Source organism: Streptomyces sp. NPDC001868 (assembly GCF_040297125.1).
GTDB lineage: Bacteria > Actinomycetota > Actinomycetes > Streptomycetales > Streptomycetaceae > Streptomyces.
On record NZ_JBEOYO010000035.1, the window covers coordinates 1 to 23303 of the forward strand.

19 protein-coding genes and 1 pseudogene are annotated in these 23303 nt (G+C 71.2%); 5 read left to right on the forward strand and 15 right to left on the reverse strand.

Going from position 1 to position 23303, the window contains the following annotated elements:
• Both ABT147_RS31700 and ABT147_RS31705 read right to left on the reverse strand, forming a co-directional pair.
• On the reverse strand, positions 1-500 hold a 500-nt coding region (locus tag ABT147_RS31700), incomplete at its 3' end, for an ABC transporter permease (protein WP_502983194.1).
• 5 nt (positions 501-505) lie between these two features.
• Positions 506-1525: a sugar ABC transporter substrate-binding protein gene (locus ABT147_RS31705; protein ID WP_351412540.1), complete on the reverse strand. Its 1020-nt coding sequence runs from the start codon at positions 1523-1525 to the stop codon at positions 506-508.
• Positions 1526-1719: 194 nt separating this feature from the next.
• On the opposite strand from ABT147_RS31705, the gene ABT147_RS31710 reads away from it, so the two are divergent.
• A complete protein-coding gene (locus ABT147_RS31710; RefSeq protein WP_351412542.1) occupies positions 1720-2751 on the forward strand; it encodes a LacI family DNA-binding transcriptional regulator in 1032 nt (343 codons plus the stop codon).
• Positions 2752-2926: 175 nt separating this feature from the next.
• Positions 2927-4480, forward strand: coding sequence for a cation:dicarboxylate symporter family transporter (locus ABT147_RS31715; protein WP_351412544.1), 1554 nt, complete (start codon positions 2927-2929; stop codon positions 4478-4480).
• Positions 4481-4525: 45 nt separating this feature from the next.
• On the opposite strand, the pseudogene ABT147_RS31720 reads toward ABT147_RS31715, so the two are convergent.
• Positions 4526-5164 (reverse strand): annotated as a pseudogene (locus tag ABT147_RS31720) (ABC transporter ATP-binding protein); the annotation flags it as partial.
• A gap of 96 nt (positions 5165-5260) precedes the next feature.
• Positions 5261-5980 (reverse strand): DUF6215 domain-containing protein, encoded by a 720-nt coding sequence (locus tag ABT147_RS31725; protein ID WP_351412546.1) that lies wholly within the window; start codon positions 5978-5980, stop codon positions 5261-5263.
• A 213-nt stretch (positions 5981-6193) separates the two neighbouring features.
• On the opposite strand from ABT147_RS31725, the gene ABT147_RS31730 reads away from it, so the two are divergent.
• On the forward strand, positions 6194-7213 hold the full coding sequence (locus ABT147_RS31730; protein WP_351412548.1) for a Gfo/Idh/MocA family protein: 1020 nt from the start codon (positions 6194-6196) through the stop codon (positions 7211-7213).
• A gap of 96 nt (positions 7214-7309) precedes the next feature.
• Here ABT147_RS31730 and ABT147_RS31735 read toward each other — a convergent pair whose 3' ends face one another.
• The 3 genes from ABT147_RS31735 to ABT147_RS31745 are packed head-to-tail and all read right to left on the reverse strand — an operon-like array spanning position 7310 to position 10199.
• Positions 7310-8350, reverse strand: a complete 1041-nt coding sequence (locus ABT147_RS31735; RefSeq protein WP_351412550.1) for an L-idonate 5-dehydrogenase — start codon at positions 8348-8350, stop codon at positions 7310-7312.
• 48 nt (positions 8351-8398) lie between these two features.
• Positions 8399-9169 (reverse strand): SDR family oxidoreductase, encoded by a 771-nt coding sequence (locus tag ABT147_RS31740; RefSeq protein WP_351412552.1) that lies wholly within the window; start codon positions 9167-9169, stop codon positions 8399-8401.
• A gap of 37 nt (positions 9170-9206) precedes the next feature.
• Positions 9207-10199: a 2-hydroxyacid dehydrogenase gene (locus ABT147_RS31745; protein WP_351412554.1), complete on the reverse strand. Its 993-nt coding sequence runs from the start codon at positions 10197-10199 to the stop codon at positions 9207-9209.
• Between the two features lie 164 nt (positions 10200-10363).
• Between ABT147_RS31745 and ABT147_RS31750 the strand changes: the two genes are divergently transcribed.
• Positions 10364-11149 carry an IclR family transcriptional regulator gene (locus ABT147_RS31750; RefSeq protein WP_351412556.1) on the forward strand — a complete coding sequence of 262 codons (786 nt, stop codon included), beginning with the start codon at positions 10364-10366 and terminating at the stop codon, positions 11147-11149.
• 86 nt (positions 11150-11235) lie between these two features.
• Entirely contained in the window at positions 11236-12057 is an 822-nt protein-coding gene (locus ABT147_RS31755) for an SDR family oxidoreductase (protein ID WP_351412558.1), read from the forward strand.
• 77 nt (positions 12058-12134) lie between these two features.
• On the opposite strand, the gene katG is transcribed toward ABT147_RS31755, so the two are convergent.
• The 8 genes from katG to rhaI form a co-directional block, all read right to left on the reverse strand.
• Complete coding sequence (gene katG / locus ABT147_RS31760) at positions 12135-14348, reverse strand: catalase/peroxidase HPI (protein WP_351412560.1); 2214 nt, start codon at positions 14346-14348, stop codon at positions 12135-12137.
• 31 nt (positions 14349-14379) lie between these two features.
• The gene (locus tag ABT147_RS31765; protein ID WP_351412562.1) at positions 14380-14823 is read right to left on the reverse strand and encodes a Fur family transcriptional regulator; all 444 of its coding nucleotides are present in this window, start codon (positions 14821-14823) and stop codon (positions 14380-14382) included.
• 246 nt (positions 14824-15069) lie between these two features.
• Entirely contained in the window at positions 15070-15723 is a 654-nt protein-coding gene (locus tag ABT147_RS31770; protein WP_351412564.1) for a LutC/YkgG family protein, read from the reverse strand.
• Positions 15720-17198, reverse strand: coding sequence for a LutB/LldF family L-lactate oxidation iron-sulfur protein (locus ABT147_RS31775; protein ID WP_351412566.1), 1479 nt, complete (start codon positions 17196-17198; stop codon positions 15720-15722). Before ABT147_RS31775 ends, ABT147_RS31770 begins: the two co-directional genes overlap by 4 nt.
• On the reverse strand, positions 17195-17950 hold the full coding sequence (locus tag ABT147_RS31780) for a (Fe-S)-binding protein (protein WP_351412568.1): 756 nt from the start codon (positions 17948-17950) through the stop codon (positions 17195-17197). Before ABT147_RS31780 ends, ABT147_RS31775 begins: the two co-directional genes overlap by 4 nt.
• 144 nt (positions 17951-18094) lie before the next feature.
• Positions 18095-19558, reverse strand: a complete 1464-nt coding sequence (locus ABT147_RS31785; protein ID WP_351412570.1) for a rhamnulokinase — start codon at positions 19556-19558, stop codon at positions 18095-18097.
• Complete coding sequence (locus tag ABT147_RS31790; protein ID WP_351412572.1) at positions 19555-21594, reverse strand: bifunctional aldolase/short-chain dehydrogenase; 2040 nt, start codon at positions 21592-21594, stop codon at positions 19555-19557. The genes ABT147_RS31785 and ABT147_RS31790 overlap by 4 nt, the downstream gene beginning before the upstream one ends.
• A gap of 494 nt (positions 21595-22088) precedes the next feature.
• Positions 22089-23249 carry an L-rhamnose isomerase gene (rhaI, locus tag ABT147_RS31795; protein ID WP_351412574.1) on the reverse strand — a complete coding sequence of 387 codons (1161 nt, stop codon included), beginning with the start codon at positions 23247-23249 and terminating at the stop codon, positions 22089-22091.
• Between the last annotated feature and the right edge of the window lie 54 nt (positions 23250-23303).

Genomic DNA, 23303 nt, shown 5'->3' on the forward strand with positions numbered 1-23303 from the left:
GTCACGGCCAGGTTCGAGCCCTGGAGAATCAGGAACGAGCCGAGCGTGACGAGGAAGCTGGGCAGCCCGGTCTTGATCAGCAGCCAGCCGTTGAAGGCGCCCACGGCGAGGGACACGATGAGGGCGACGATCACGCCGGTCCACACGTTCACTGTCAGCTGGAAGCTGATGATCGCGGCGGTCAGGGCGGAGGTGGTGACCGCGACACCGGCGGACAGGTCGAACTCCCCGCCGATCATCAACAACGCCACCGGCAGCGCCATGATGCCCATCACGGAGGCCTGGTAGAGCACGGTCGCCAGCGAACCGGCCTCACGGAAGGAAGGGGCCACGGCGAAGAAGAACGCGTAGACACCGATCGCGGCGATGAGCGCCCCGACCTCGGGGCGGGCCAACAGCCTGCGCCACAGGGAGCGTTGTGCGGTCCGGCCGTCCTTCTGGGCGGCCGGCGGAGCCGGCGACGAGGACGAACTCGCCGCCGGTGCCGTTGTCTGGGTCACACTGATCACCGGGTGCCCTTCGCGGCGAACTTGGCGATCGCGTCGACATTGCTCTTGTCGACGAACGCCGGACCGGTGAGGACGGGTGCCTCGCCGCCGCCGCTGTAGTTGCCGTTGTTCTTGTAGAGCCAGAGCGAGTCCACCGACAGGTAGCCCTGGAGGTACGGCTGCTGGTCGACGGCGAACTCGATGTCGCCCGCCTTGATCGCGGCCGTCAGCTCCTTGTTGAGGTCGAAGGTCGCGACCTTCGCCTTGCTGTTCGACTCCGAAGCGGACTCCACCGCCGTGAGCGCGAACGGGGCGCCGAGGGTGACGATCTGGTCGATCGAGGAGTCCTGCTTGAGCTTGGCCGAGATGGTCGACTTGGTCGCGGGCATGTCGTTGCCGTTGACGTAGAGGTTCTCGGTCTCGCCCTTGAAGGTCTTCTTCACACCGGCGCAGCGCGCCTCCAGACCGACGTGCCCCTGGACCTGGACGACACAGAGCGCGTGCTTGGCGCCCGTCTCGTTGAGCTTCTCGCCGAAGGCCTGGCCGGAGACCGACTCGTCCTGGCCGAAGAAGGACAGCAGGCCCTGCTCCTTCCACACGTCCATACCGGAGTTGAAGCCGACGACGGGGATGCCGGCCTTCTCCGCCTTGGCGATGGCGTCCTTGAGGGCGTCCGGCTTGGCGAGGGTGACGGCGATACCGTCGACCTTCTGGTCGATCGCGTTCTGGATCAGGGTGGCCTGGCCACTGGCGCTCTCGTCGTTGGAGTAGATCAGCTCGACGTTGTCCTTCGCGGCGGCGGCCTCGGCGCCCTTGCGGATGATGTCCCAGAAGGTGTCGCCGGAGGGCGCGTGGGTGACCATCGCGATCTTCATACGGGGGGTGTCGGCCTTGCCGGCCGCGGCGTCCGCCCCGCCTTCCTCGGCCTTCTTGCCGCCGGAGTCGCTGGAACAGCCCGCGAGGACCAGGGTGGCCGCGGCTGCCACGGCCACGACGGAGGCGGTTCTGCGGGAGCGGGGAAGGAATGTGTGGTTCATGATGCGTGCACCTCACTGTGCAACTGGGAGGGTGGGTGGAACGGCGGCCGTGGGGGGTGGACCGCGGGAGCGAAGAGAGAGACTTCGTCGGAACATCAGAACAATTTAAAGCGCTTTAAGTTCTGGTACTATCGGCCTGTTTCGTGAGCGTGTCAAGGGTGTTGCGCCAGCAGATTTCCGCAGGGGAGGCACAGGTGGGCGACGGCGGTTCCGCAGGTCACCGGAACGGTGCGAACAAGCGCCCCCGGCTGGAGGACGTGGCCGCACGGGTGGGTCTGTCCACCGCGTCGGTGTCCCTGGTGCTGCGTGGTGTGGCCGGCCCCAGCGAGCAGACACGGCAGCGCGTCCTCAGGGCCGCCGCCGATCTCGGCTATCAGGTGGACCGTACGGCCAGCATGCTCGCGAGTCGGCGCAGCCGCCTGCTGGGCGTCATGATCGACATCTACAGCCCCTTTCACGCCGAGCTCGTCGAGCACCTCCACATGGCGGCCGAGGAGGTCGGCTACGACCTCGTGCTCAGCACCCAGACCCGTACCCGTGACGAGCACACGGCCGTCGAGACACTGCTCGCCTACCGCAGCGAGGCCCTGATCCTGCTCGGCCCGACCGCCCCCACCGCGACCCTCGCCGCCCTCGACCGCAAGGCGCCGGTCATCGCGGTCGGCCGCCGTATCGCCGATGCCGCCCTGGATGTCGTACGCACCGCCGACGACGACGGGGTCGGCCAGATCGTCGACCACCTCGTCGGGCTCGGCCATCGCGCGATCACCTATGTCGACGGCGGCAAGGGCGTGATCGCCACCGACCGCCGCCGCGGCTATCGCAGCGCCATGCGCCGCCACGGCCTCGACGACCATGTCGGCGTGTTGCGCGGCGACCACACCGAAGCGGCGGGCGAGAGTGCCGCGCGCCGGTTGCTCGAAAGCGGCGAGCTGCCCACCGCCGTGGTCGCCTTCAACGACCAGTGCGCCATCGGCGTCCTCGCCGCCCTGGCCCGCGCCGGGGTCGACGTCCCGGGCCGGGTCTCCGTCGTCGGCTACGACGACGACACCCACTCCCGGCTGAGCTGCTTCAACCTGACCACGGTCAGCCAGGGGGCCGAGGAGCAGGCCCGGCACGCGGTGACCGCCGCCGTCGAACGCCTCGACCAGGACCGCACGGAACCCCGCGAGGTCGTGCTCACCCCGCGTCTCGTCCTGCGGGGGACGACGGCGAAGCCCGTCTGACGCGTGCGCTCCGGCGCCTCGGGGCAGGCGCGCGATGGCACCGAGTGTCCTTTTCGGACGAACATCCAATATTCGAGCGAGGAGACTCCACGGGGTTCTGTGGAGTCTCCGCTTGATCCATAGTTACGGGCGTGTTTCGGAAGTCTGCTTCCGAATAGCGGAAGAAGCTCGGAGGATGCCCGTGTCGCTGTCCGTCCCGTCACCGTCCCTGCCCCGCCGCGCGGCCCGTCTGCTGCGCACCTCACTGTTCCTTCAGGTCGGCCTCGCCCTGCTGCTCGGGCTGCTCGTGGGACGGCTCTGGCCCGATGCGGGCACCGCCGTCCAGCCGCTGGGTGACGGCTTCGTGAGGCTCATCAAGGCGGTGATCGCGCCCCTGGTGTTCTGTGTCGTCGTCACCGGCATCGCCAAGGCGGGGAATCTGCGGGCGTTCGGCCGGATCGGGCTCAAGGCCCTGATCTGGTTCGAGGTGGCGACCACGTTCGCCCTGCTCATCGGGCTGCTCGCGGGCAATGTCTTCGCGCCGGGCGCCGGGATGAACGTCGACCCGGCCCAGCTCGACGCCGGCGCGGTCGACACGAAGACCGGCGGCGGGTCCCTGCAGTCGACCAGCGAGTTCCTGCTGCACGCGCTGCCCGAGAGCGCGGTGGGCGCGTTCGCCGAGAACTCGCTGCTCCAGGTCCTGGTCCTGGCCTGTCTGGTGGGCGCCGCACTGCTCCACCTCGGACTCACCAAGGTGCCCAAGATCCTGCCCGCCGTCGAACAGGCGCAGGAGGTCGTCTTCGCGATCGTCGGCTTCATCATGAAGCTCGCGCCGCTCGCCGTCTTCGGCGCCACCGCCCACCTCGTCGGCCAGTACGGGCTGGGCGTGATGTCGACGTACGGCAAGCTCATCGCCGTCTGCTACGCCGTGGCCGCGCTGTTCCTGGTGCTGCTCGCGATCGTGCTCAAGGCGGTCACCGGGCTGAGTCTGTGGCGGTTCGTCCGCTACACGCGTGAGGAGATGCTGCTCGCGCTCGGCACCGCCTCCAGCGAGACCGTCATGCCCCGCATGATGCAGAAGCTGCGCCACGCCGGCTGCCGTGGCGACGCCGTGGGGCTCGTGGTGCCCACCGGGTACTCCTTCAACCTCGACGGCGCGTCCATCTACCTCTCCATCGCCACGCTCTTCATCGCCCAGGCCGTCGGCGTCGACCTCACCCTCGGCCAGCAGGTCACCGTCGTCCTGATGCTCATGCTCACCAGCAAGGGCATGGCGGGCGTACCCGGTTCGGCGTTCCTCGCCCTCTCGGCGACCGCCTCCGCGCTCGGGGTCATCCCCGCCGGAGCCGTCGCCCTCCTCCTGGGCGTCGACCGCATCATGGACTCCATGCGCGTCGCCACCAACCTCCTCGGCAACTGCGTCGCGGCCTTCGGTGTGTCCCGCTGGGAGGGCGCGCTCGACACGGCACGTGCGAAGAAGGTGCTGCGGGGGGAGCTGCCCCTCGTGGAGGAGTCGGACGTCCGTCAGCCGGACGACCGGCACGACGACGGTCAGCCGGACGACCGTTACGACGACGGTCAGCCGGACGACCGTCAGCCGTTGCCCGGGGCCGAGGCCGGAGTCGAGGTCGGGGCCGGGATCGAGGCCGGGGCCGGGGCCGGGGCTCCGCGCGAGGCCGTGGTCGGTCCCCGTGCGGCCGTCGAAGCGCAGGGCGAGCCGGGCAAGGACCGCCCGGCCAGGGCGACTTGAGGCACGAGGCCCTTTCCGCTCCCACCGCCCCCGGGGCCCGACCACCTAGAGAAGCGGCCCGAGGAAGCGGATGTGCGGCCGGTCGTCGGGTCCGGTGCGGGTGACGGTGGCCCGTACGCCGTAGACCTCGGCGACCAGGGACTCGGCGAGGATGTCGTGCGGGGTGCCGGCGGCCACGACCCGGCCCTGCTTGAGCACGACCAGGCGGTCGCAGTACATCGCGGCGAGATTCAGGTCGTGCAGGGCGACGACGCTGGTCAGACGGAGTTCGCCGATCAGGGTCAGGAGGGCGAGCTGATGCTGGATGTCGAGGTGGTTGGTGGGCTCGTCCAGGAGGAGTTCGTTCGGTTCCTGGGCGAGCGCGCGGGCGATCTGGACGCGCTGGCGTTCGCCGCCGGACAGGGTGTGCCAGGACCGGTGGGCCTTGTCGGCGAGACCGGTGCGGGACAGGGCCGTACGGACGGCCTCCTCGTCGTCGGGGGAAACGGGCGTCCAGGCCCGGCGGTGCGGGACACGGCCCAACCGTACGACGTCGTGGACGGTCAACTCGACCTGGGTGTCCGCCTGTTGGGCCACGACGGCGATGCGCCGGGCGACCGCCCGGCGGCCCACCCGTTCCAGCGGCCGGTCGTCGAGGGTGACGACCCCGGAGGCGGGCGCGAGGACCCCGGCGAGCAGGCGCAGCCCTCACCGCTGCGCGTCAGTTCCGGATTCGCACCGGATTCCCTGACCCGTACGCATACATGTGCGCACATGGGTTCGACTGACGTCGGCCAGCTATCACAGGCCGCCCGTCCGCCAGCCCGGGAGCGTCGGCAGGACCTTCTCGGCGACGCGGAACAGGGCCTGGTCGTCGGGCAGTTGGGAGTCCTGGCGCCAGATGACGACCTCGAAGGTGCTGCCGCTGTCCTTCGGGTCGGTCGCGACCAGCAGCCGGCGGGCGACGCCACCGGGGCCGGACTGGGGGTCGCTGCCGTCGAGCCCGAAGGAGATGGCGATGGTCCGGCCCGAGTAGAGGACCGCCGGGCGTCCCAGGACCGTCCTGGTCTCGGCGTCGGCGCCCAGGTAGCCGACCGACTCGGCGACCGGGAGGTCCTCGTAGGACGCCGAGAGCTCCACGGTGTAGGTGTCCAGCCGGACGGTCGCCTCCGGGGTGACGGTCCTGGTGCCGCTCGCCCAGGTGGACTCGTTGTCACTGCCCGACGCGGTCACCGCCTGCTCGGTCGGTGTGCCGAGGAGTTCGGGCAGGTCGGAACGGTTCAGCGCGGTGCAGAGCTGTGCTCCGGAGACCTTGCCCCGGGGCGCCGGAGAGGCGTCGTCCGAGGCCGAACAGGTCGCCGGCCCCAGGGTTTCGGGCGTCTGGTCGAGGAGATCGCCCAGCAGCCACAAACCTCCCAGGATCACCCCGACGGTCGCCACGGCGGAAACCACCTGGGCCGCCGTGCTCATCTCCTTACCGGAACCGGAACCGGAACCGGAATCGGTGAAATCGTCAGCCATGTCCCCCGTGCCCCCACCTTGATGTGCACACGTCCCCCGCGTGCTGGGGGAGCCTAACCGGTGATCGTCACGAGGCGAAACGGAATTCGGCCGCGCACATGGCTCACGCGGATCGTGACGAGCTGCCCGCCGCGCCGGTGTGAAGCAGGGCTTCCCGGGGGAGACCGAGACCCTCGGCGCGCGAACGCGGCCCCCACGAAAGGACGCAACGGTATGACCGAGCAGGGCTCCCTCGGTGTCGTCGTCATCGGCACCGGCCGGATGGGCGCCGACCATGTGCGTCGGATCACCGAGGTGATCAGCGGCGCCCATGTGGCCGCCGTCGTCGACCTCGACACCGACCGGGCCAAGGCGATCGCCGCCGGGATCGAGGGATGCGCGGCCTACGGCGACCCCGCCGAGGCGCTGGCCGCACCGGGCGCCGACGCCGTGCTCGTCGCCTCCCCGGGCCCCGCCCACGAGGCGGCCCTGCTCACCGCCTTCGCGCACGACCTGCCCGTACTCTGCGAGAAGCCCCTCACCCCGGACACGGCCTCCGCGCTACGGCTGCTGGAGGCCGAACAGCGGCTGGGCCACCGCAGGACGCAGGTGGGGTTCATGCGCCGTTACGACCGCGAGTACGCCAAGCTCAAGTCCCTGCTGGACAGCGGTGAGTTGGGCCGGCCACTGCTGCTGCACCAGCGGCACCGCAACGCCGAGGCCCCGCCCGGCTTCACCGACGCCATGGCCATCAACGACTCCGTCGCCCACGAGATGGACGTCACCCGCTGGCTGCTCGGCCAGGAGATCACCGCCGTCACCGTGCTGCGGCCCCGGCCGAGCGCGTACGCCCCCGAGGGCCTGAGCGACCCGCAGTTCGTCGTGTTCGAGACCGACGGCGGCGCCGTCGTCGACGTGGAGATCTTCCTCAGCGCCCGCTACGGCTACCAGGTCCAGGCCGAAGCGGTCTGCGAGAACGGCACGGCCCGCATCGGCGACGGACACGACATGCTCGTCAACACGGCGGGCCGCTGGGGCGGCACGGTCACCCCGAGCTACATCGAGCGCTTCGAGGACGCCTACGACCGTCAGGTCCAGGCCTGGGTGGACGCCACCCGCCGAGGCGAGGTCACCGGGCCGAGCACCTGGGACGGGTACGCCGTCGCCGCGATCTCCGAGGCGGGCGTCCGCGCCCAGACCGAGGGCGTCCGCGTCGAGGTCGAACTCGTCGAACGCCCCGCCCTCTACCGCTGACCGGCCGGCCCACGAAGGCTCCGCCCACGAAGGCTCCGCCCACTGCGAACGACCGCTCACACCCTCCCCGGACAGGTCACACCCTCCCCGGCCTGGTCACCCCTCCCCGGACAGATCCAGCAGCACCTTGGAGGCGACCGTGCGGTCCTGGGCCGTGTCGAACGCGGCGACGGACCGCTCCAGCGGGAAGGTGTGTGTGACGACCGGGTCGACGGGGAGGCCCTGGGCCAGCAGCGACAGGGCTTCGTCGAACTCGGTGTCGAAGCGGAACGAGCCGCGCAGCTCCAGCTCACGGGTGACCGCGACATTGCCGAGGAGCCCGATCTCCCCGGGCGGCAGCAGCCCGAGCATGACCACGATGCCGCCGCGCCGCGTCCGCTCCACACAGCTCCGCAGCCCGGCCGGGGCCCCGGACGCCTCCACGGCGACGTCGAAGACCCCGGCCCAGGCGGGATCGTCGGGCCGGTCCGCCCGTGCGACGGCGGTGGCGCCCACCTCGGTCGCGATCCGCAGCGGTTCTTCGTGGAGGTCGCTGACGACGACCTCGGCGGCGCCCGCGTGCCGCAGCGCCGCCACGACCAGACAGCCGATCGGTCCGGCCCCGGTGACCAGCACCCGCTTGCCGCGCACCTCGCCCGCCCGGCGCACGGCGTGCAGCGCGACCGACAGCGGCTCGGCGAGCACGGCACGGCGCAGGTCGAGCCCGGGCGGCAGCTCCCGGACCTGGTCGGCGGGCACGGTGATGTGCTGCGCGAACCCGCCCTGCACATGCGGGGTGTGGGCCGCGCTGCCCAGATACCGGGTGTGCGCGCAGACGTTGCGGGTGCCGCGCGCGCACTCGGGGCAGACCCCGCAGGGCGTGGCGGGATGGATCGCGACGGGCGCGCCCACCGCCGGAGCGTCCGGCCCCTCGACGCCGGCCCCGAGGGCGGCGACACGGCCGACCACCTCGTGGCCGAGCACCATGGGCTCGCTCACCGCGAAGTCGCCCACCCGGCCCCGGTGGTAGTAGTGCAGATCGGATCCGCAGATCCCGCCGAGGGCGACGGCGACCGCGATCTCACCGGGCGCGGGACCGTCGTACGGCCGCTCCTCGACCCGGAGGTCGCCGGCTCCGTGGACAACACACGCGTGCATGGGGGCTCCTTGAGGGGTCGGCCGGAGGTTGGTCGGAGGTCGGTCGGGTCACAGGACAGACAGCATGCCGCCGTCGACGTACAGCAGTTGGCCGTTGACGAAGTCGGAGGCGGCGGAGGAGAGGAAGAGCAGGGCGCCGACGAGGTCCTCGACCTTGCCCCAGCGACCGGCCGGGGTCCGCCCCCGCACCCAGGCGCTGAACTCCTCGTCCGCGACCAGCGCGGAGGTCAGCTCGGTGTCGAAGTAGCCGGGGCCGATGCCGTTGACCTGGATGCCGTGCGGGCCGAGGTCGGCGCACATGCCCTTGGTGAGCATCTTCAGGCCGCCCTTGGTCGCCGAGTAGGGCGCGATACCGGGGCGTACGGCCTCGCTCTGCAGCGAACAGATGTTGACGATCTTGCCGTGGCCCCGGGGGACCATCCGGCGGGCGACCTCGCGGCCCACGAGGAAGGCGCTGGTGAGGTTGGTGTCGAGCAGGCCGTGCCAGTCCTCGTCGGTGAAGTCCAGGAACGGGGCGCGGCGTTGGGCGCCGGTGTTGTTGACCAGGATGTCGATCGCTCCGGCCCGGTCCTCGATCCGGGTGACGGCGGCGGTGACCGCGGCGGAGTCGGTGACGTCGAAGGCCTCCGCGAGGACCGCCTCGCCGAAGGACTCGGCCAGCTCCTTGCGGGTGGTCTCCAGGGCGACGGTGTCCCGGCCGTTGAGGACGACCGTGCAGCCGGCCTCCAGCAGGCCGACGGCCAGCGCCCGGCCGATGCCGCGGCTCGACCCGGTGACCAGGGCGACCTTGGCGGTGACGTCGAAGAGGGGGTGGCTCATGGGTGTCGTCCTCTCGGGCTCTACGGCTCTCGGGCTCTCAGATGTGGCTCGGTGCGGAGGGCGAGGCGGAGCTGCCCGGCAGCGGGGTCCTCGCCGGGCCGCCCGCGAGGACGTCGAGGATGTTGTCCACCGCGAGGTCCACCATCGCGGCCCGGGTGGCCTCGGTGGCCGAGCCGACGTGCGGGAGGGCCACCACATTGGGTTCGCCGACCAGCGGCGACAACTCGGCGCCCATCGGCTCGCGTTCGAAGACGTCCAGTCCCGCGGAGTGGATGGTCCCGTCCCGCAACGCCCTGAGCAGCGCGTCCTCGTCGACGACACCGCCCCGCGCGGTGTTGACCAGGGTGGCGGTCGGCTTCATGGCGGCCAGCTCGGCGGCGCCGATGAGGTGACGGGTCTCCGGGGTGAGGGGGACGTTGAGCGAGACCACGTCGGACTCGGCGAGCAGGGTGGGCAGGTCCACCGGGGTGGAGAGCGCGTCCTCGCGCCCGGACCGGGTGTGGTGCAGGACCCGCATACCGAAGCCATGGGCGCGCCGGGCCACCGCGCGCCCGATCTGGCCGTACCCGACGATGCCGAGCGTGGCGCCGTACACGTCCAGGCCCAGATGGTCGCCCATGCGGGGCACGTCCCAGCGGCCGGCGGTGAGCGCGTCGCCGGCGGCGCCGAGCCGCCGGCGGGCCATCAGGACGAGCGCGAAGGTCAGATCGGCGGTGGTCTCGGCGAGCACGCCCGGCGTGTGCGTGACCACGACACCCCGCTCGGCCGCCGCCTCCCGGTCCACGCCGTCGAAGCCCATGCTGGCCAGCGCGACGACCTTCAGCGAGGGCCCGGCGGCGTCCAGCAGGGCCGCGTCCACGCGGTCGTTGCCCAGACAGAGGATGCCGGCCGCGCCGGGGGCGAGGGCGCGCAGCTCGGCCGGTTCGGGTCTGCCGGACCCGTCCCAGCGCACCGGCTCCGCCCGGCCCGCCAGCCGGTCCAGGCCGCCGCCGGGGAGGGCGGGCCGGGTGATGAGCACTCGCTGCGTCATACGCGCTCCCTGATTTTCCCACTCAGTGGAAAGATTGTCTGCTCAATGGAAAACATCGTCGGCGTGACGGGTGGCCGATGTCAACCACCGGGTGGTGTGCCGTGCGGGAGGGCGAGTGACACCGCTGAGTGGGAGGTCTTTCCGGTCAGTGGTAATTTGCCGCTGTGAGTGGCAGCGAAGTACCGGCGGGTGGCGAAGTACCGGCGGATGTGGTCGGACGGGCGATCCGGCTGCTCGTCCTCGTGGGCGAGCACCCGCACGGCATCACCCTGTCCGGGCTGGCCCGCGCCAGCGGCGTCCCCGTCAGCACGGCCCACCGGCTGGTCAACTCCCTGTGCCGCGAGGGCCTGGTGGAGTTCGAGGCCGACGGCAAGCGCTACAAACCGGGCCTCAGACTCTTCCAACTCGGTCAGCAGGCGGGCCAGGTGTACGGATTCGCCGGCACCGCCCTGCCGGTGATGCAGCGTGTGACGCGGCAGACCGAGGAAGCCACCCTGATGTCCGTCCTCGACGGCACCCGGCATCTGTACGTGCACTACGTCGACGGCCCCCTGCCGGTCGGCGTCCGCAGCGAGCCCGGCCGCCACGGGCCGCTGCACTGCACCTCGATGGGCAAGATCCTCATGGCCTTCGCCCCCGACGACGTACGCGCCGACCTCCTGGACCACGTCGAGCTGACCCCGTACGGACCGAACAGCGTCACCGACCGCGACGTCCTGCGCGCCCAGGTCGCCCGCGCCGCCGAACTGGGCTACGCCACGGCCGACGAGGAACACCACGCCGGTCTGCGCGCCGTGGCGGTACCGATCCTGCGGCCCGACGGCACCGTCTTCGCCGCCCTCTCCACGGCCGCGCCCGCGTTCCGCCGCAGTATGGACGACCTCGTCGCGATGGTCCCGCTGCTGCGGTCGGCGGCGGACGAGCTGGGCGTCCGGCTCCCCGCCCGCTGACGCACCCTCCCCACGGGCCCCGGGGGAGGGGATCCTCACTCCTGAGGGCGCGTGGGGCGTGCCCACGGCCGGGAGGGCGGACGGGCATGGGAAACCGCGACGGACGGCGGACGGCACCGCTCGACGGAAAGACCGCGCTGGTCACCGGAGCCGGCACCGGCATCGGCCGGGAGACGGCGCTGATGCTCGCCGAGGAGGGCGCGACCGTGGTCCTCGTCGGCCGCCGCCGGCACATCCTGGACGAGGTCGCCGCCGTCGTCGAGGACGCCGGAGGCAGGGCGCTCGCGTACTCCGCGCACATCGAGAACGCGGACGAGGTACGGGAGTTGGTCGCGTGGACCCGCGAGGCCGCGGGCGCCGTCGACATCCTCGTCAACAACGCGGGCGGCGCCGGCAAGGTCGTCGACGTCCGCTGGACCGGCGAGGACGAGTGGAACGCCGTCCTGGGCGTCAACCTCACCGCGGTCTATCTGCTGACCCAGGCCGTCCTGCCTGACATGCTGGAGCGCGGCGGCGGTTCGGTCATCACGATCTCCTCGCTCGCCGCGTTACGGCCCACTCTCCTCGGCGGAGCCCCCTACGGCGCGGCGAAGGCGGGCGTGCGCAACTTCATGACCTACCTCCACAACACCTACAGGGGCGACCACATCCGCGCCACCTGCATCCTCCCCGGCGAGGTCGACACCCCGATCCTGGACAGCCGGGCGGCCCCGCCGGGCGCGGAGCAGCGGGCGCTCATGGTGCAGCCGCAGGACGTGGCCCAGGCCGTACTGCTGTGCGCCACACTCCCGCCGCGCACGGTCGTCGAGGAGCTGGTCATCGCCCCCACCCTGCTGCGGGACACCTCCGCCGATGTCGAGGCGAGCCGCTGGACCGGCGCCCCGGAGGACGCCCGCCCGGCGGGGTGAGAAAACGGAGAACGCCCGGGCCGGCCCACGAAGGGCCGACCCGGACGTCGTGATCCGGACGTCGTGATCCGGAGTGATCAGACCAGGTCGAAGCGGTCCAGGTCGGAGACCTTGGCCCAGGCCGCGACGAAGTCCTTCACGAACTTCTCCTTGGCGTCGTCGCTCGCGTAGACCTCGGCGAGGGCGCGCAGCTCGGAGTTGGAGCCGAAGACGAGGTCGGCACGGGTGCCGGTCCACTTGACCTCGCCGGTGTCCGCGTCACGGCCCTCGAAGAGGGTCTGGTCCGAGGACGTGGACTTCCAGGTCGTGCCCAGGTCGAGCAGGTTGACGAAGAAGTCGTTGGTGAGCTTGCCCGGGGTGTCGGTGAAGACGCCGTGCGCGGACTGGGCGTGGTTGGCGCCCAGAACCCGCAGACCACCGACGAGGACCGTCAGCTCGGGGGCGCTCAGCGAGAGCAGGTTCGCCTTGTCGAGCAGCAGGTACTCGGCGGGGAGGCGGTTGCCCTTGCCCTGGTAGTTGCGGAAGCCGTCGGCCGTCGGCTCCAGCGCGGCGAACGACTCGGCGTCCGTGTGCTCCTCGGTCGCGTCCACACGGCCCGGGGTGAAGGGCACCTCGACGTCGAAGCCGGCGTCCTTGGCGGCCTTCTCGACCGCGGCGGCACCGCCGAGGACGATCAGGTCGGCCAGGGAGACCTTCTTGGCGCCCGCGTTGAACTCGGCCTGGACGCCCTCCAGGGCGCTCAGGACGTGACGCAGGTCGTCCGGGTTGTTGACCTCCCAGCCACGCTGGGGCTCCAGGCGGATACGGGCGCCGTTGGCACCGCCGCGCTTGTCGCTGGAGCGGAAGGTGGAGGCCGACGCCCACGCGGTGGACACCAGCTGCGAGACGGTCAGACCCGAGGCGAGCAGCTTGGCCTTGAGCGCCGCGATGTCGGCGGCGTCGATGACCGCGCCCTCGGCGGCCGGCAGCGGGTCCTGCCACAGCAGGTCCTCCGCCGGGACCTCCGGGCCGAGGTACAGCGACTTCGGGCCCAGGTCACGGTGGGTCAGCTTGAACCAGGCGCGGGCGAAGGCGTCCGCGAACTGGTCCGGGTTCTCGTGGAAGCGCTTCGAGATCGGACCGTAGATCGGGTCGAAGCGCAGCGAGAGGTCGGTGGTGAGCATGTGGGGCAGCTTCTTGGAGTCGCTGTGGGCGTCGGGGATGATCGCCTCGGCGTCCTTGGCCACCCACTGGTTGGCGCCGGCGGGGCTCTGGGTCAGCTCCCACTCGTAGCCGAAGAGGATGTCGAAGAAGTCGTTGCTCCACTGGGTGGGCTTGGTGGTCCAGGTGACCTCCAGGCCGGAGGTGATGGCGTCGCCGGCCTTGCCGGTGCCGTAGGTGGACTTCCAGCCGAGGCCCTGCTCCTCCATGGTGGCGGCCTCGGGGTCGTTGCCCACGTTGTCCGCGGGGCCGGCGCCGTGGGTCTTGCCGAAGGTGTGACCACCGGCGATGAGGGCGACGGTCTCCTCGTCGTTCATCGCCATGCGGCGGAACGTCTCACGGATGTCGCGGGCCGCGGCGATCGGGTCCGGGTTGCCGTTCGGGCCCTCCGGGTTGACGTAGATCAGGCCCATCTGGACGGCGCCGAGCGGGCTCTCCAGCTCACGGTCGCCCGTGTAGCGCTGGTCGTCCAGCCAGGTGGTCTCGGGGCCCCAGTACACGTCCTCGTCGGCCTCCCAGACGTCGGCGCGGCCGCCGCCGAAGCCGAAGGTCTCGAAGCCCATCTGCTCCAGGGCGACGTTACCGGTGAGGATCATGAGGTCGGCCCAGGAGATGGACTGGCCGTACTTCTTCTTGACCGGCCACAGCAGACGGCGGGCCTTGTCCAGGTTGCCGTTGTCCGGCCAGCTGTTCAGCGGCGCGAAGCGCTGCTGACCGCGGCCGCCACCACCGCGGCCGTCGCTGATGCGGTACGTACCGGCGCTGTGCCAGGCCATACGGATCATCAGCGGGCCGTAGTTGCCGAAGTCGGCCGGCCACCAGTCCTGCGAGTTGGTCAGCACCTCGGCGATGTCCTGCTTCACGGCCGCCAGGTCGAGGCCCTGGAACGCCTCGGCGTAGTCGAAGTCCGCGCCGAGCGGGTTCGCGACCACGGGGTCCTTGGCGAGGATCTTCAGGTTGAGGCGCTCCGGCCACCACTGACGGTTGCCGCCGCCCTGGGTCGGGTGCGCGGCGCGTCCGTGAGCGACCGGGCAGCCTCCGGTCTCCTCGGGCTTCGGATCGGTGACGATCGCGTCGTGGTTCTCAGTCATCGGGGGAGTCCTTCCGAAAAACGGGGGTCGATCACGGTGCTGAACTGCTGGCTTTGGAGCAAGGGGGACACATGCCCCAGTAGATGACCTCGGCCTCGTCGATCGCGAAGCCGCGGTCGTCGGAGGCGGTCAGACACGGGGCGTGTCCGACCGCGCAGTCGACGTCGACCACGACACCGCACGAGCGGCACACGAGGTGATGGTGGTTGTCCCCGACACGGCCCTCGTACAGGGCAGGGCTGCCGGGGGGTTCGAGGCGGCGTACGAGGCCCGCGCCGGTGAGCGCGTTCAGTGCCTCGTACACGGCCTGGAGCGATATGTGGCCCACGCGATCGCGTACTCCTGAGGCGATCGCTTCGACGCCGAGGTGGTCGCCGTCCCGGACGGTTTCCAGCAGCGCCACGCGCGCGGCCGTCACCCGCAGGCCGGCACCGCGCAGCTCCTCGGCGGTGTTCGCAGGCTGGGATGCGGTCATGCCGACCAACCTACCCTCATAAACACGAACAGTTCAAGAAAACGAACCGTGCAGGTTTGCTGTACGGCTCCGGTCGCGCCGGTGTGCGCCTGGAGACGGCCGGCCCAGAGTGAGCAGAATGATCGCGAGTGCCGAGGCGACGAGTCCGGCCGTCGGACGGAGTCCATTTCAGGCAGAACGTCGGCACCCCGCTGCCGACGCCGGGCAGCGGGGTGCCCCGCACGTACGGAAAACGGCAGACCCTGGCTAGTCGCCGCTCCCGGTCACGAGCACGACCTCAAGGGTGCGCGGGCCGTGCACCCCCTCCACCCGGTCCAGCTCGATGTCGCTGGTGGCGGAGGGGCCGGAGATCCAGGTCAAGGGGCGGGTCGGGTCGAGGCGTTCGAGGGCCTGCGGTACCGACGACACGACCTGATCCGGGACGCGTACGACGCAGATGTGGTGGTCGGGCACGAGGCTGATCCGGCGGCGGCCCTGGTCGGGGGAGCCGTCGAGGACGATCGTGCCGGTCTCGGCGATGGCGAGGGCGCAGGCCGTGACGACGCTGTCGACCCCGTCCAGCTCGTGCGCGGTGCTCTCACCACGGTCCGCCACCCGCGTCACATCGGTCGCCGCCAGCCACACCCCGCGCAGCCCCGGCGGCGCAAGCACCGTCTTCGACCCGTGCCCGCGCAGCAGCCCGGCGAGGACCCCGGCGAGGCCCTCCGCGTCCGTGCGGTGCACGATCGCCCGGTAGTCCGCCAGGTTCTCGGCCAGCAACTCCACCGTCTCCGCGACACTCCGGTCGCCGTGCTCACGGAGGTAGTCCCGCGGAAACGCCCGCTCGTACGGGGTGTCGTCCCGCCGTACGTCGGCGAGGGCGCGCCGCACCCGGCCCAGGATCAGGTCCCTGCTGCTCACTTCACGTCCTCCTTGCCGCCGTTCGTCCGCTGCCACCAGTCCCGGAACGGCTCGGCGGGCAGCACGGGAAGATCACGGCTGGCGCTCCACGCCCTGCCGGGGCCCGGCAGCGTCCGGGGATGGAAGCGGCGAGTGCGGGACGCGAGCCGCTGCCCGGTGCGCAGCGCGCCGGGGTGGCTGAACGCCCAGCGGGCCGCCCGCATCGCCGCCCGCTCGGCCGCGTGCCCCTTCGCCGGCTTGAGGACGACCTTGGCGCCCTTCTCCGTCACCGGACCACCCTGCGCGATCCGCTCCCGCAGATGCACCAGCACCTCCGGGATGTCGATGGCCACCGGGCACACCTCGTAGCAGGCGCCGCACAGCGAGGACGCGTAAGGGAGGGAGGCGTCGATCTCGCTCCGCGTGCCCCGGAGTTGGGGGCTGAGGATGGCGCCGATCGGGCCAGGGTAGACCGAACCGTACGCGTGGCCGCCCGCCCGCTCGTACACCGGGCAGACGTTGAGACACGCCGAGCAGCGGATGCAGCGCAGCGCCTGGCGGCCGACCTCGTCGGCGAGCGTGTCGGTGCGGCCGTTGTCGATGAGGACGAGATGGAAGGTGCTCGGACCGTCCCCGTCCGTGGTGCCGGTCCAGGTGGAGGTGTACGGGTTCATGCGCTCGGCCGTCGAGGAGCGGGGGAGGGTCTGCAGGAACACCTCCAGGTCCTGCCAGGTCGGCACGATCTTCTCGATGCCGACGACCGAGATCAGCGTCTCGGGGAGGGTGAGGCACATCCGGCCGTTGCCCTCGGACTCCACGACCACCAGCGTGCCGGTCTCCGCGACCATGAAGTTGGCGCCGGAGACACCGACCTTGGCGCGCAGGAACTTCTCCCGCAGATGCAGCCGCGCCGCCTCCGCCAGCTCGGCGGGCGTGTCGGTCAGGCCCTCGGGGGCCGGGCGGCCCCACTCGCTCATCTCGCGGGCGAAGATGTCCCGGATCTCGCCCCGGTTGCGGTGGATGGCGGGGACGAGGATGTGCGACGGCCGGTCCTTGCCCAACTGCACGATGAGCTCGGCGAGATCGGTCTCGTAGGCGTGGATGCCCTCGGCCTCCAGCGCCTCGTTCAGCCCGATCTCCTGCGTGGCCATCGACTTGACCTTGACGACCTCGCTCTCCCCGGTCGCCTTCACGAGATAGGTGACGATCCGGTTGGCCTCGTCCGCGTCGGCGGCCCAGTGCACCGTGCCGCCGGCCGCCGTGACCGACTCCTCCAACTGCACCAGATAGCGGTCGAGATGACGGAGCGTATGGTCCTTGATCTGTTTGCCCGCCTCGCGCAGCGCGGCCCAGTCGGACATCTCCGCGACCGCGTTCGCGCGTTTGGCACGGATGGTGTGCGTGGCGTGGCGCAGATTGCCGCGCAGGGTGGTGTTGTGCACGGCCTCGTGCGCGGCTTCCGGGAAGGCCGGCATCCCGAGATACGTCCCGCTCATACCAGCGGCTCCTCTTCCGTGCTCGCCAGGATCTCCGCGATGTGCACCGGCCGGACGGCCGTCCGCAGCCGGGTCATCGTGCCGCCGATGTGCATCAGACACGAGTTGTCGGCCGCGCACAGCACCTCGGCGCCCGTCGACTCGGCGTTGCGCACCTTGTCCTCGCCCATCGCCGCCGAGACATCGGAGTTCTTCACGGCGAACGTACCGCCGAAGCCACAGCACTCGTCGGCACCGGGCAGCTCCACCAGCTCCAGCCCCTTCACGGCCTGCAGCAGCCGCCGGGGCCGCTCGCCGAGGCCGAGGCTCCGCAGCCCGTGGCAGGTCGGGTGGTACGTCACCTTGTGCGGGTAGTACGCGCCGACGTCCGTCACGCCCAGCACGTCCACCAGGAACTCGGTCAGCTCGTACGTCTTCGGCACGACCGGCGCCAGCGTCCGCGCCAGGCCGTCCCCGCGCCCCTCCGCCCGCGCCCGCTCACCCATCCTCGGATACAGCTCCCGCACCATCGCCCCGCAGGAGCCGGACGGCGTCACGATCGCCTCGTACTCCCGGAATACATCGGAGAACTGCCGGGCCAGCGGCTCGGCCTCCCGTCGGTACCCGGTGTTGTAGTGGGCCTGCCCGCAGCAGGTCTGGCCCATCGGGAAGTCGACGTCGACGCCCAGCCTGGTCAGCAGTTTCACCACGGCGCGGCCGGTGTCCGGATAGAGCGTGTCGTTGACACAGGTCAGGAACAGGGCGACACGCATCGCGGCTCCTTGGGGGTCGGTCATCGGATGAGTGCAGAGTACGGCGCGTGTGGGCGCAGGGCGAGAGGGCCCACGCGCCGATCGACGGACACGGGCGGACCCGCGCGCCGATCGGGGAGGGGAGGGCCCTCTCGGGGGGCCCGCTCACCGCGAGGTGAGCCGGGCCTCCGCCGCGCGCCAGGCCGCCGGATCGCCCTGCGGCTCGTACCGCACCAGCGGCTGGGTGCGGGCGAGGAGCCGTCGCATGGAGGCCCGGTCGCCCACCAGGCCATGGGTACGGGCCTGGACGAGGACGTTGCCCAGGGCCGCCGCCTCCGTCGGTCCCGCCACCACCGGCAGCCCGCAGGCGTCGGCGGTGAGCTGGCAGAGCAGGGCGTTGCGGGTGCCGCCGCCGACGATGTGGACGACGTCCACGGGGTGGTCGGCCAGGGCCTGGGCCTCGGTCACGGCCCGCCGGTGGGCGAGGGCCAGCGAGTCGAGGATGCAGCGGGTGATCTCGGCGGGCGTCTCCGGAACGGGCTGCCCCGACTCCCGGCACGCCGCCGCGATCCGCTCGGGCATCCGGCCGGGCGCCAGGAACGCCGAGTCCCCGGCGTCCACGACCGACCGCAGCGCGGGCACCGTCGCGGCGGCCCGCAGCAGCTCGCCGAGATCCGGGTCGCCCCACTCCCGTACGCACTCCTGGAGCAGCCACAGCCCCATGATGTTCCGGAGGTAGCGGACGGTGCCGTCGAGCCCCAGCTCATTGGTGAAGTTGGCCGCCCGGCTCGCCTCGGTCAGCACCGGAGCGTCCAGCTCCAGGCCGGCCAGCGACCAGGTGCCGGTGCAGATGTACGCGAACCGCTCCCCGGTCGCCGGGACGGCCGCCACCGCCGAGGCCGTGTCGTGCGACCCGACCGTCGTCACCGGAACCGGCCCCGTCAGCCCGGTCTCCTCCAGCACCCGCGCCCGGAGCAGTCCCGCCGGATCCCCGGGCCGCCGCAGCGGCGCGAACAGCTCCAGGTCGACCCCGAGCCGCTCGGCCACGTCGTACGACCAGTCACGCGTCCGGGGATCGATCAGCTGCGTCGTCGAGGCATTGGTCAGCTCGGTGCCCTGCTCCCCGGTCAGCCAGTACGTCAGCAGGTCCGGGATGAGCAACAGCCGTTTGGCGTACGCCAGTTGGGCGGACGACCGGGCGGCGACCAGCTGGTACAGGGTGTTGAAGGGCGCGTACTGCAAGCCGGTCGCCGCGTACAGCTCGGCGGCGGGCACGGTGGCCCACACCTTCTCCGCGACACCTTCGGTACGGGAGTCCCGGTAGTGCGTCGGATTGCCCAGCAGGGCCCCGTCGGCGTCGAGCAGCCCGTAGTCGACGGCCCAGCTGTCGATCCCCACGGAGTCGACCTGCCCGGCCGCCTTCAGCCCGTCCAGCACCCCCGCGTACAGCGCGAGCACATCCCAGCGCAACCCCTCGGGCGTCCGCACGGGCCGGTTCGGGAACCGGTGGGCCTCCACCAGCTCCAGCGAGTCCCGCCCCGCGCGGCCGACCATGACCCGCCCACTGGACGCACCGAGATCGACCGCCGCGTACGACTTCACGGCCCCACTCGCCGTATGCGTGCTCATCGCAGGAAGGCGGCGGCCACGCCGGCGTCGACCGGGACGTGCAGCCCGGTGGTGTGCGTCAGCTCCCCGCCGGTCAGCGCGAACACCGCGTTCGCCACGTGCTCCGGCAGCACCTCGCGCTTGAGGATGGTCCGCTGCGCGTAGAACTCGCCCAGCTTCTCCTCCTCGATCCCGTAGGTCGCCGCGCGCTGGGCACCCCAGCCGGCGGCGAAGATCCCCGAACCACGCACCACACCATCGGGGTTGATCCCATTGACGCGAATACCGTGCTCACCCAGCTCGGCGGCCAGCAGCCGCACCTGGTGCGCCTGGTCGGCCTTGGTGGCGGAGTAGGCGATGTTGTTGGGCCCGGCGAAGACCGCGTTCTTGGAGGCGATGTAGACGATGTCGCCGCCCAGCCCCTGCGCGATCATCACCCGGGCCGCCTCGCGCGACACGAGGAACGAACCACGGGCCATGATGTCGTGCTGAAGATCCCAGTCCTTGGCCGATGTCTCCAGCAGCGGCTTGGAGATCGAGATACCCGCGTTGTTGACGACGAGGTCGACACCGCCGAAGGCCAGCGCGGCGGCCTTGAAGGCCGCACCGATCTGCTCCTCGTCGGTCACGTCGACGGTCACGGCGACGGCCCTGTCCGCCCCGCCCAGCTCCTCGGCGACGGCGGCGGCGTTCTCGGCGTTCAGATCGGCGACGACGACACAGGCACCCTCGGCCACGAGCCGGTGCGCGATGGCCTTCCCGATCCCGCTCCCCGCCCCGGTCACCAGCGCGACCCGGGTCGCCAGCGGCTTCGGCCTGGGCATCCGCTGAAGCTTGGCCTCCTCCAGCGCCCAGTACTCGATGCGGAACTTCTCCGACTCCTCGATCGGCGCGTACGTCGACACCGCCTCGGCGCCCCGCATCACGTTGATCGCGTTGACGTAGAACTCGCCGGCCACGCGCGCGGTCTGCTTGTCCTTGCCGAAGCTGAACATGCCCACGCCCGGGATCAGCACGATCGCCGGGTCGGCGCCGCGCATCGCGGGGGAGTCGGGCTCGGCGTGCCGCCGGTAGTACGCGGCGTACTCCTCGCGGTACTCGGCGTGCAGCTCCTTCAGCCGGGCGATCGCCGCGTCGAGATCGGCGGTGGGCGGAAGGTCCAGCACGAGCGGCCGGACCTTCGTCCGCAGGAAGTGGTCGGGGCACGAGGTGCCCAGGGCCGCGAGCCGCGGGTGCTCCGCGCTCGCCAGGAAGTCGAGGACGACCTCCGCGTCGGTGAAGTGCCCGACCTGCGCCTTGTCCTGCGAGGCGATCGCCCGGACGTACGGCGCCAGCGCGGCGGCCCGCTCCCGGCGCGCGGCGGCTTCCAGGGCCTCGTATCCCGCTACGACGGGCCCGAAGGGCTCCGCCTTCCCCTTCTCCTCCAGGAACCGCTCAGCCGTACGAATGATGTGCAGCGAGTTCTTCTCGCACTCCTCGGCGGTGTCACCCCAGGCCGTGATCCCGTGCCCACCGAGCACACACCCGATGGCCCCCGGGTTCTCCCGCTTGACCGCCGCGATGTCCAGCCCCAGCTGGAACCCCGGCCGCCGCCACGGCACCCACACCACGCTGTCCCCGAAACACTCGGCGGTCAGCTTCTCCCCGTCGGCGGCGCAGGCGAGCGCGATCCCGGAGTCGGGGTGCAGATGATCGACATGGGCGGCGTCGACGAGCCCGTGCATCGCGGTGTCGATCGACGGCGCCGCCCCGCCCTTGCCGTGCAGGCAGTAGTCGAACGCGGCGACCATCTCGTCCTCGCGCTCCACCCCCGGATACACCTCGACGAGCGCCCGCATCCGGTCCAGCCGCAGCACGGCGAGCCCGGCCTCGGTCAACGTGCCCAGGTCACCCCCGGACCCCTTCACCCACATCAACTCCACATCACCCCCGGTGACGGGATCGGTGTCGGTCCCCTTCGCGGACGCGTTCCCACCGGCGTAGTTGGTGTTCCGCGGATCGGCACCGAGCCGACGGGACCGGGCGAGAAGAGCAGCGGCTTCGGGATGGGTTGCCATGTGCGATCAATCCTTACGGTGAGATGGGTACGGGGTGCAGCTCGGGGGTCGGGGGTGCGTTGGGTGCGTTGCCGGGTGCGGGTGAGTGGGGCTTCTCGCGCAGTTCCCCGCGCCCCTGAAGATCCGGGCCCCTGCGGGCCTGAAAACACCACGGTCGGCCCGGAGTCCTTGCCTGAAGGCGACGCCCCAGCGGGCCTGAAGGCGACGGGCCTGCGGGCCTGAAGGCGACGGGCCTGCGGGCCTGAAGGCGACGGGCCTGCGGGCCTGAAGGCGACGGGCCTGCGGGCTTGGCGACGGTCCCGGGGCCTGGAGGACGACGACGATCCTGGGGCCTGAAAAGGCGACGGTGCCGCGGCCCGAAAAGCACGGGGGCGCAGCCCCTGCTTTTCAGGGGCGCGGGGAACTGCGCGACCAGCCACGAACCGGCCCGCAGCCCGCGACCGACAGTCACCCGGCGGACGAGACACGGCAACGGCTTCACCCCAGCACAGCGATCACGCCCCCCACCCCGCCTGCTCCCCACCCACCCGCTCCTCCACGATCTTCGAAGCCCACCCGGACCGCCGGTACGCCCCCATGGGATCGGGGTCCAACCCCATCTCCTCCCGCACCTCACGAAGCAACGGCCGCACATCCGTGTTGTACGCGTCCATCACGACCGCGTTCGCCTCCAGCACATCCCCGTCCCGCTGAGCGGCGGCAAGGGCCCCCCGGTCCACCAGCAGCGCCTTCGCCGTGGCCTCCTGCACATTCATCACCGACCGGATGATCGCCGGGATCTTCGCCTCGATGTTGTGGCACTGGTCGAGCATGAACGCCACCTCGGGAGTGAACCCACCCCCACGCACCACCTCGTACATGATCCGGAACAGCTGGAACGGATCGGCGGACCCCACCATCAGGTCGTCGTCCGCGTAGAAGCGCGAGTTGAAGTCGAACGCCCCGAGCTTCCCCTCCCGCAGCAGCGTCGCCACGATGAACTCGATGTTGGTCCCCGGCGCGTGGTGCCCGGTGTCGACCACGACCTGCGCCTTCGGCCCGAGCTTCAGACAGTGCGCGTAGGCGGTCCCCCAGTCCGGGACGTCCGTCGAGTAGAACGCCGGCTCGAAGAACTTGTACTCCAGCAGCATCCGCTGGTCGTCCCCGAGCCGCTCGTAGACCTCGGCGAGCGCCTCGGCCAGCCGGTCCTGCCGCTCACGGATGTCGTCCTGGCCGGGATAGTTCGTACCGTCCGCGAACCACAGCTTCAGATCGCGCGACCCGGTCGCGTCCATGATGTCGACGCACTCCAGCAGATGATCGACGGCCTTGCGCCGCACCGCCGCGTCCGGGTGGCAGACGCTGCCCAGCTTGTAGTCGTCGTCCTGGAAGGTGTTGGAATTGATGGCGCCCAGCCGCACGCCACGCTGCTCCGCGTGCTTCGCGAGAGCCGCATAGTCCTCCACCTTGTCCCAGGGGATGTGCAGCGCCACGGTCGGGGCCACGCCGGTGAACTCGTGGACCTTGCCGGCGTCGTCCAGCTTCTCCCAGGGATCGCGCGGAACACCCTGCTGGGCGAACACCTTGAAGCGGGTTCCGGAGTTCCCGTACGCCCACGACGGCGTCTCGACGGCCTGTGTCTTGAGGGCGGCCTTCACCGCGGCGAGCTCGGTCACGTCAGGGCTCCTACCGGCTTCGATGTCTGAAACGATTCAGAACGGGAAACTATG

Excerpts from the sequence above, each read along its gene's own strand:
- ABT147_RS31705 (WP_351412540.1), bottom strand. The coding sequence starts at position 1,525 with ATGAACCACACATTCCTTCCCCGCTCCCGCAGAACCGCCTCCGTCGTG.
- ABT147_RS31715 (WP_351412544.1), top strand. The coding sequence starts at position 2,927 with ATGCCCGTGTCGCTGTCCGTCCCGTCACCGTCCCTGCCCCGCCGCGCG.
- ABT147_RS31725 (WP_351412546.1), bottom strand. The coding sequence starts at position 5,980 with ATGGCTGACGATTTCACCGATTCCGGTTCCGGTTCCGGTTCCGGTAAG.
- ABT147_RS31730 (WP_351412548.1), top strand. The coding sequence starts at position 6,194 with ATGACCGAGCAGGGCTCCCTCGGTGTCGTCGTCATCGGCACCGGCCGG.
- ABT147_RS31735 (WP_351412550.1), bottom strand. The coding sequence starts at position 8,350 with ATGCACGCGTGTGTTGTCCACGGAGCCGGCGACCTCCGGGTCGAGGAG.
- ABT147_RS31740 (WP_351412552.1), bottom strand. The coding sequence starts at position 9,169 with ATGAGCCACCCCCTCTTCGACGTCACCGCCAAGGTCGCCCTGGTCACC.
- ABT147_RS31745 (WP_351412554.1), bottom strand. The coding sequence starts at position 10,199 with ATGACGCAGCGAGTGCTCATCACCCGGCCCGCCCTCCCCGGCGGCGGC.
- ABT147_RS31755 (WP_351412558.1), top strand. The coding sequence starts at position 11,236 with ATGGGAAACCGCGACGGACGGCGGACGGCACCGCTCGACGGAAAGACC.
- katG (WP_351412560.1), bottom strand. The coding sequence starts at position 14,348 with ATGACTGAGAACCACGACGCGATCGTCACCGATCCGAAGCCCGAGGAG.
- ABT147_RS31765 (WP_351412562.1), bottom strand. The coding sequence starts at position 14,823 with ATGACCGCATCCCAGCCTGCGAACACCGCCGAGGAGCTGCGCGGTGCC.
- ABT147_RS31775 (WP_351412566.1), bottom strand. The coding sequence starts at position 17,198 with ATGAGCGGGACGTATCTCGGGATGCCGGCCTTCCCGGAAGCCGCGCAC.
- ABT147_RS31780 (WP_351412568.1), bottom strand. The coding sequence starts at position 17,950 with ATGCGTGTCGCCCTGTTCCTGACCTGTGTCAACGACACGCTCTATCCG.
- ABT147_RS31785 (WP_351412570.1), bottom strand. The coding sequence starts at position 19,558 with ATGAGCACGCATACGGCGAGTGGGGCCGTGAAGTCGTACGCGGCGGTC.
- ABT147_RS31790 (WP_351412572.1), bottom strand. The coding sequence starts at position 21,594 with ATGGCAACCCATCCCGAAGCCGCTGCTCTTCTCGCCCGGTCCCGTCGG.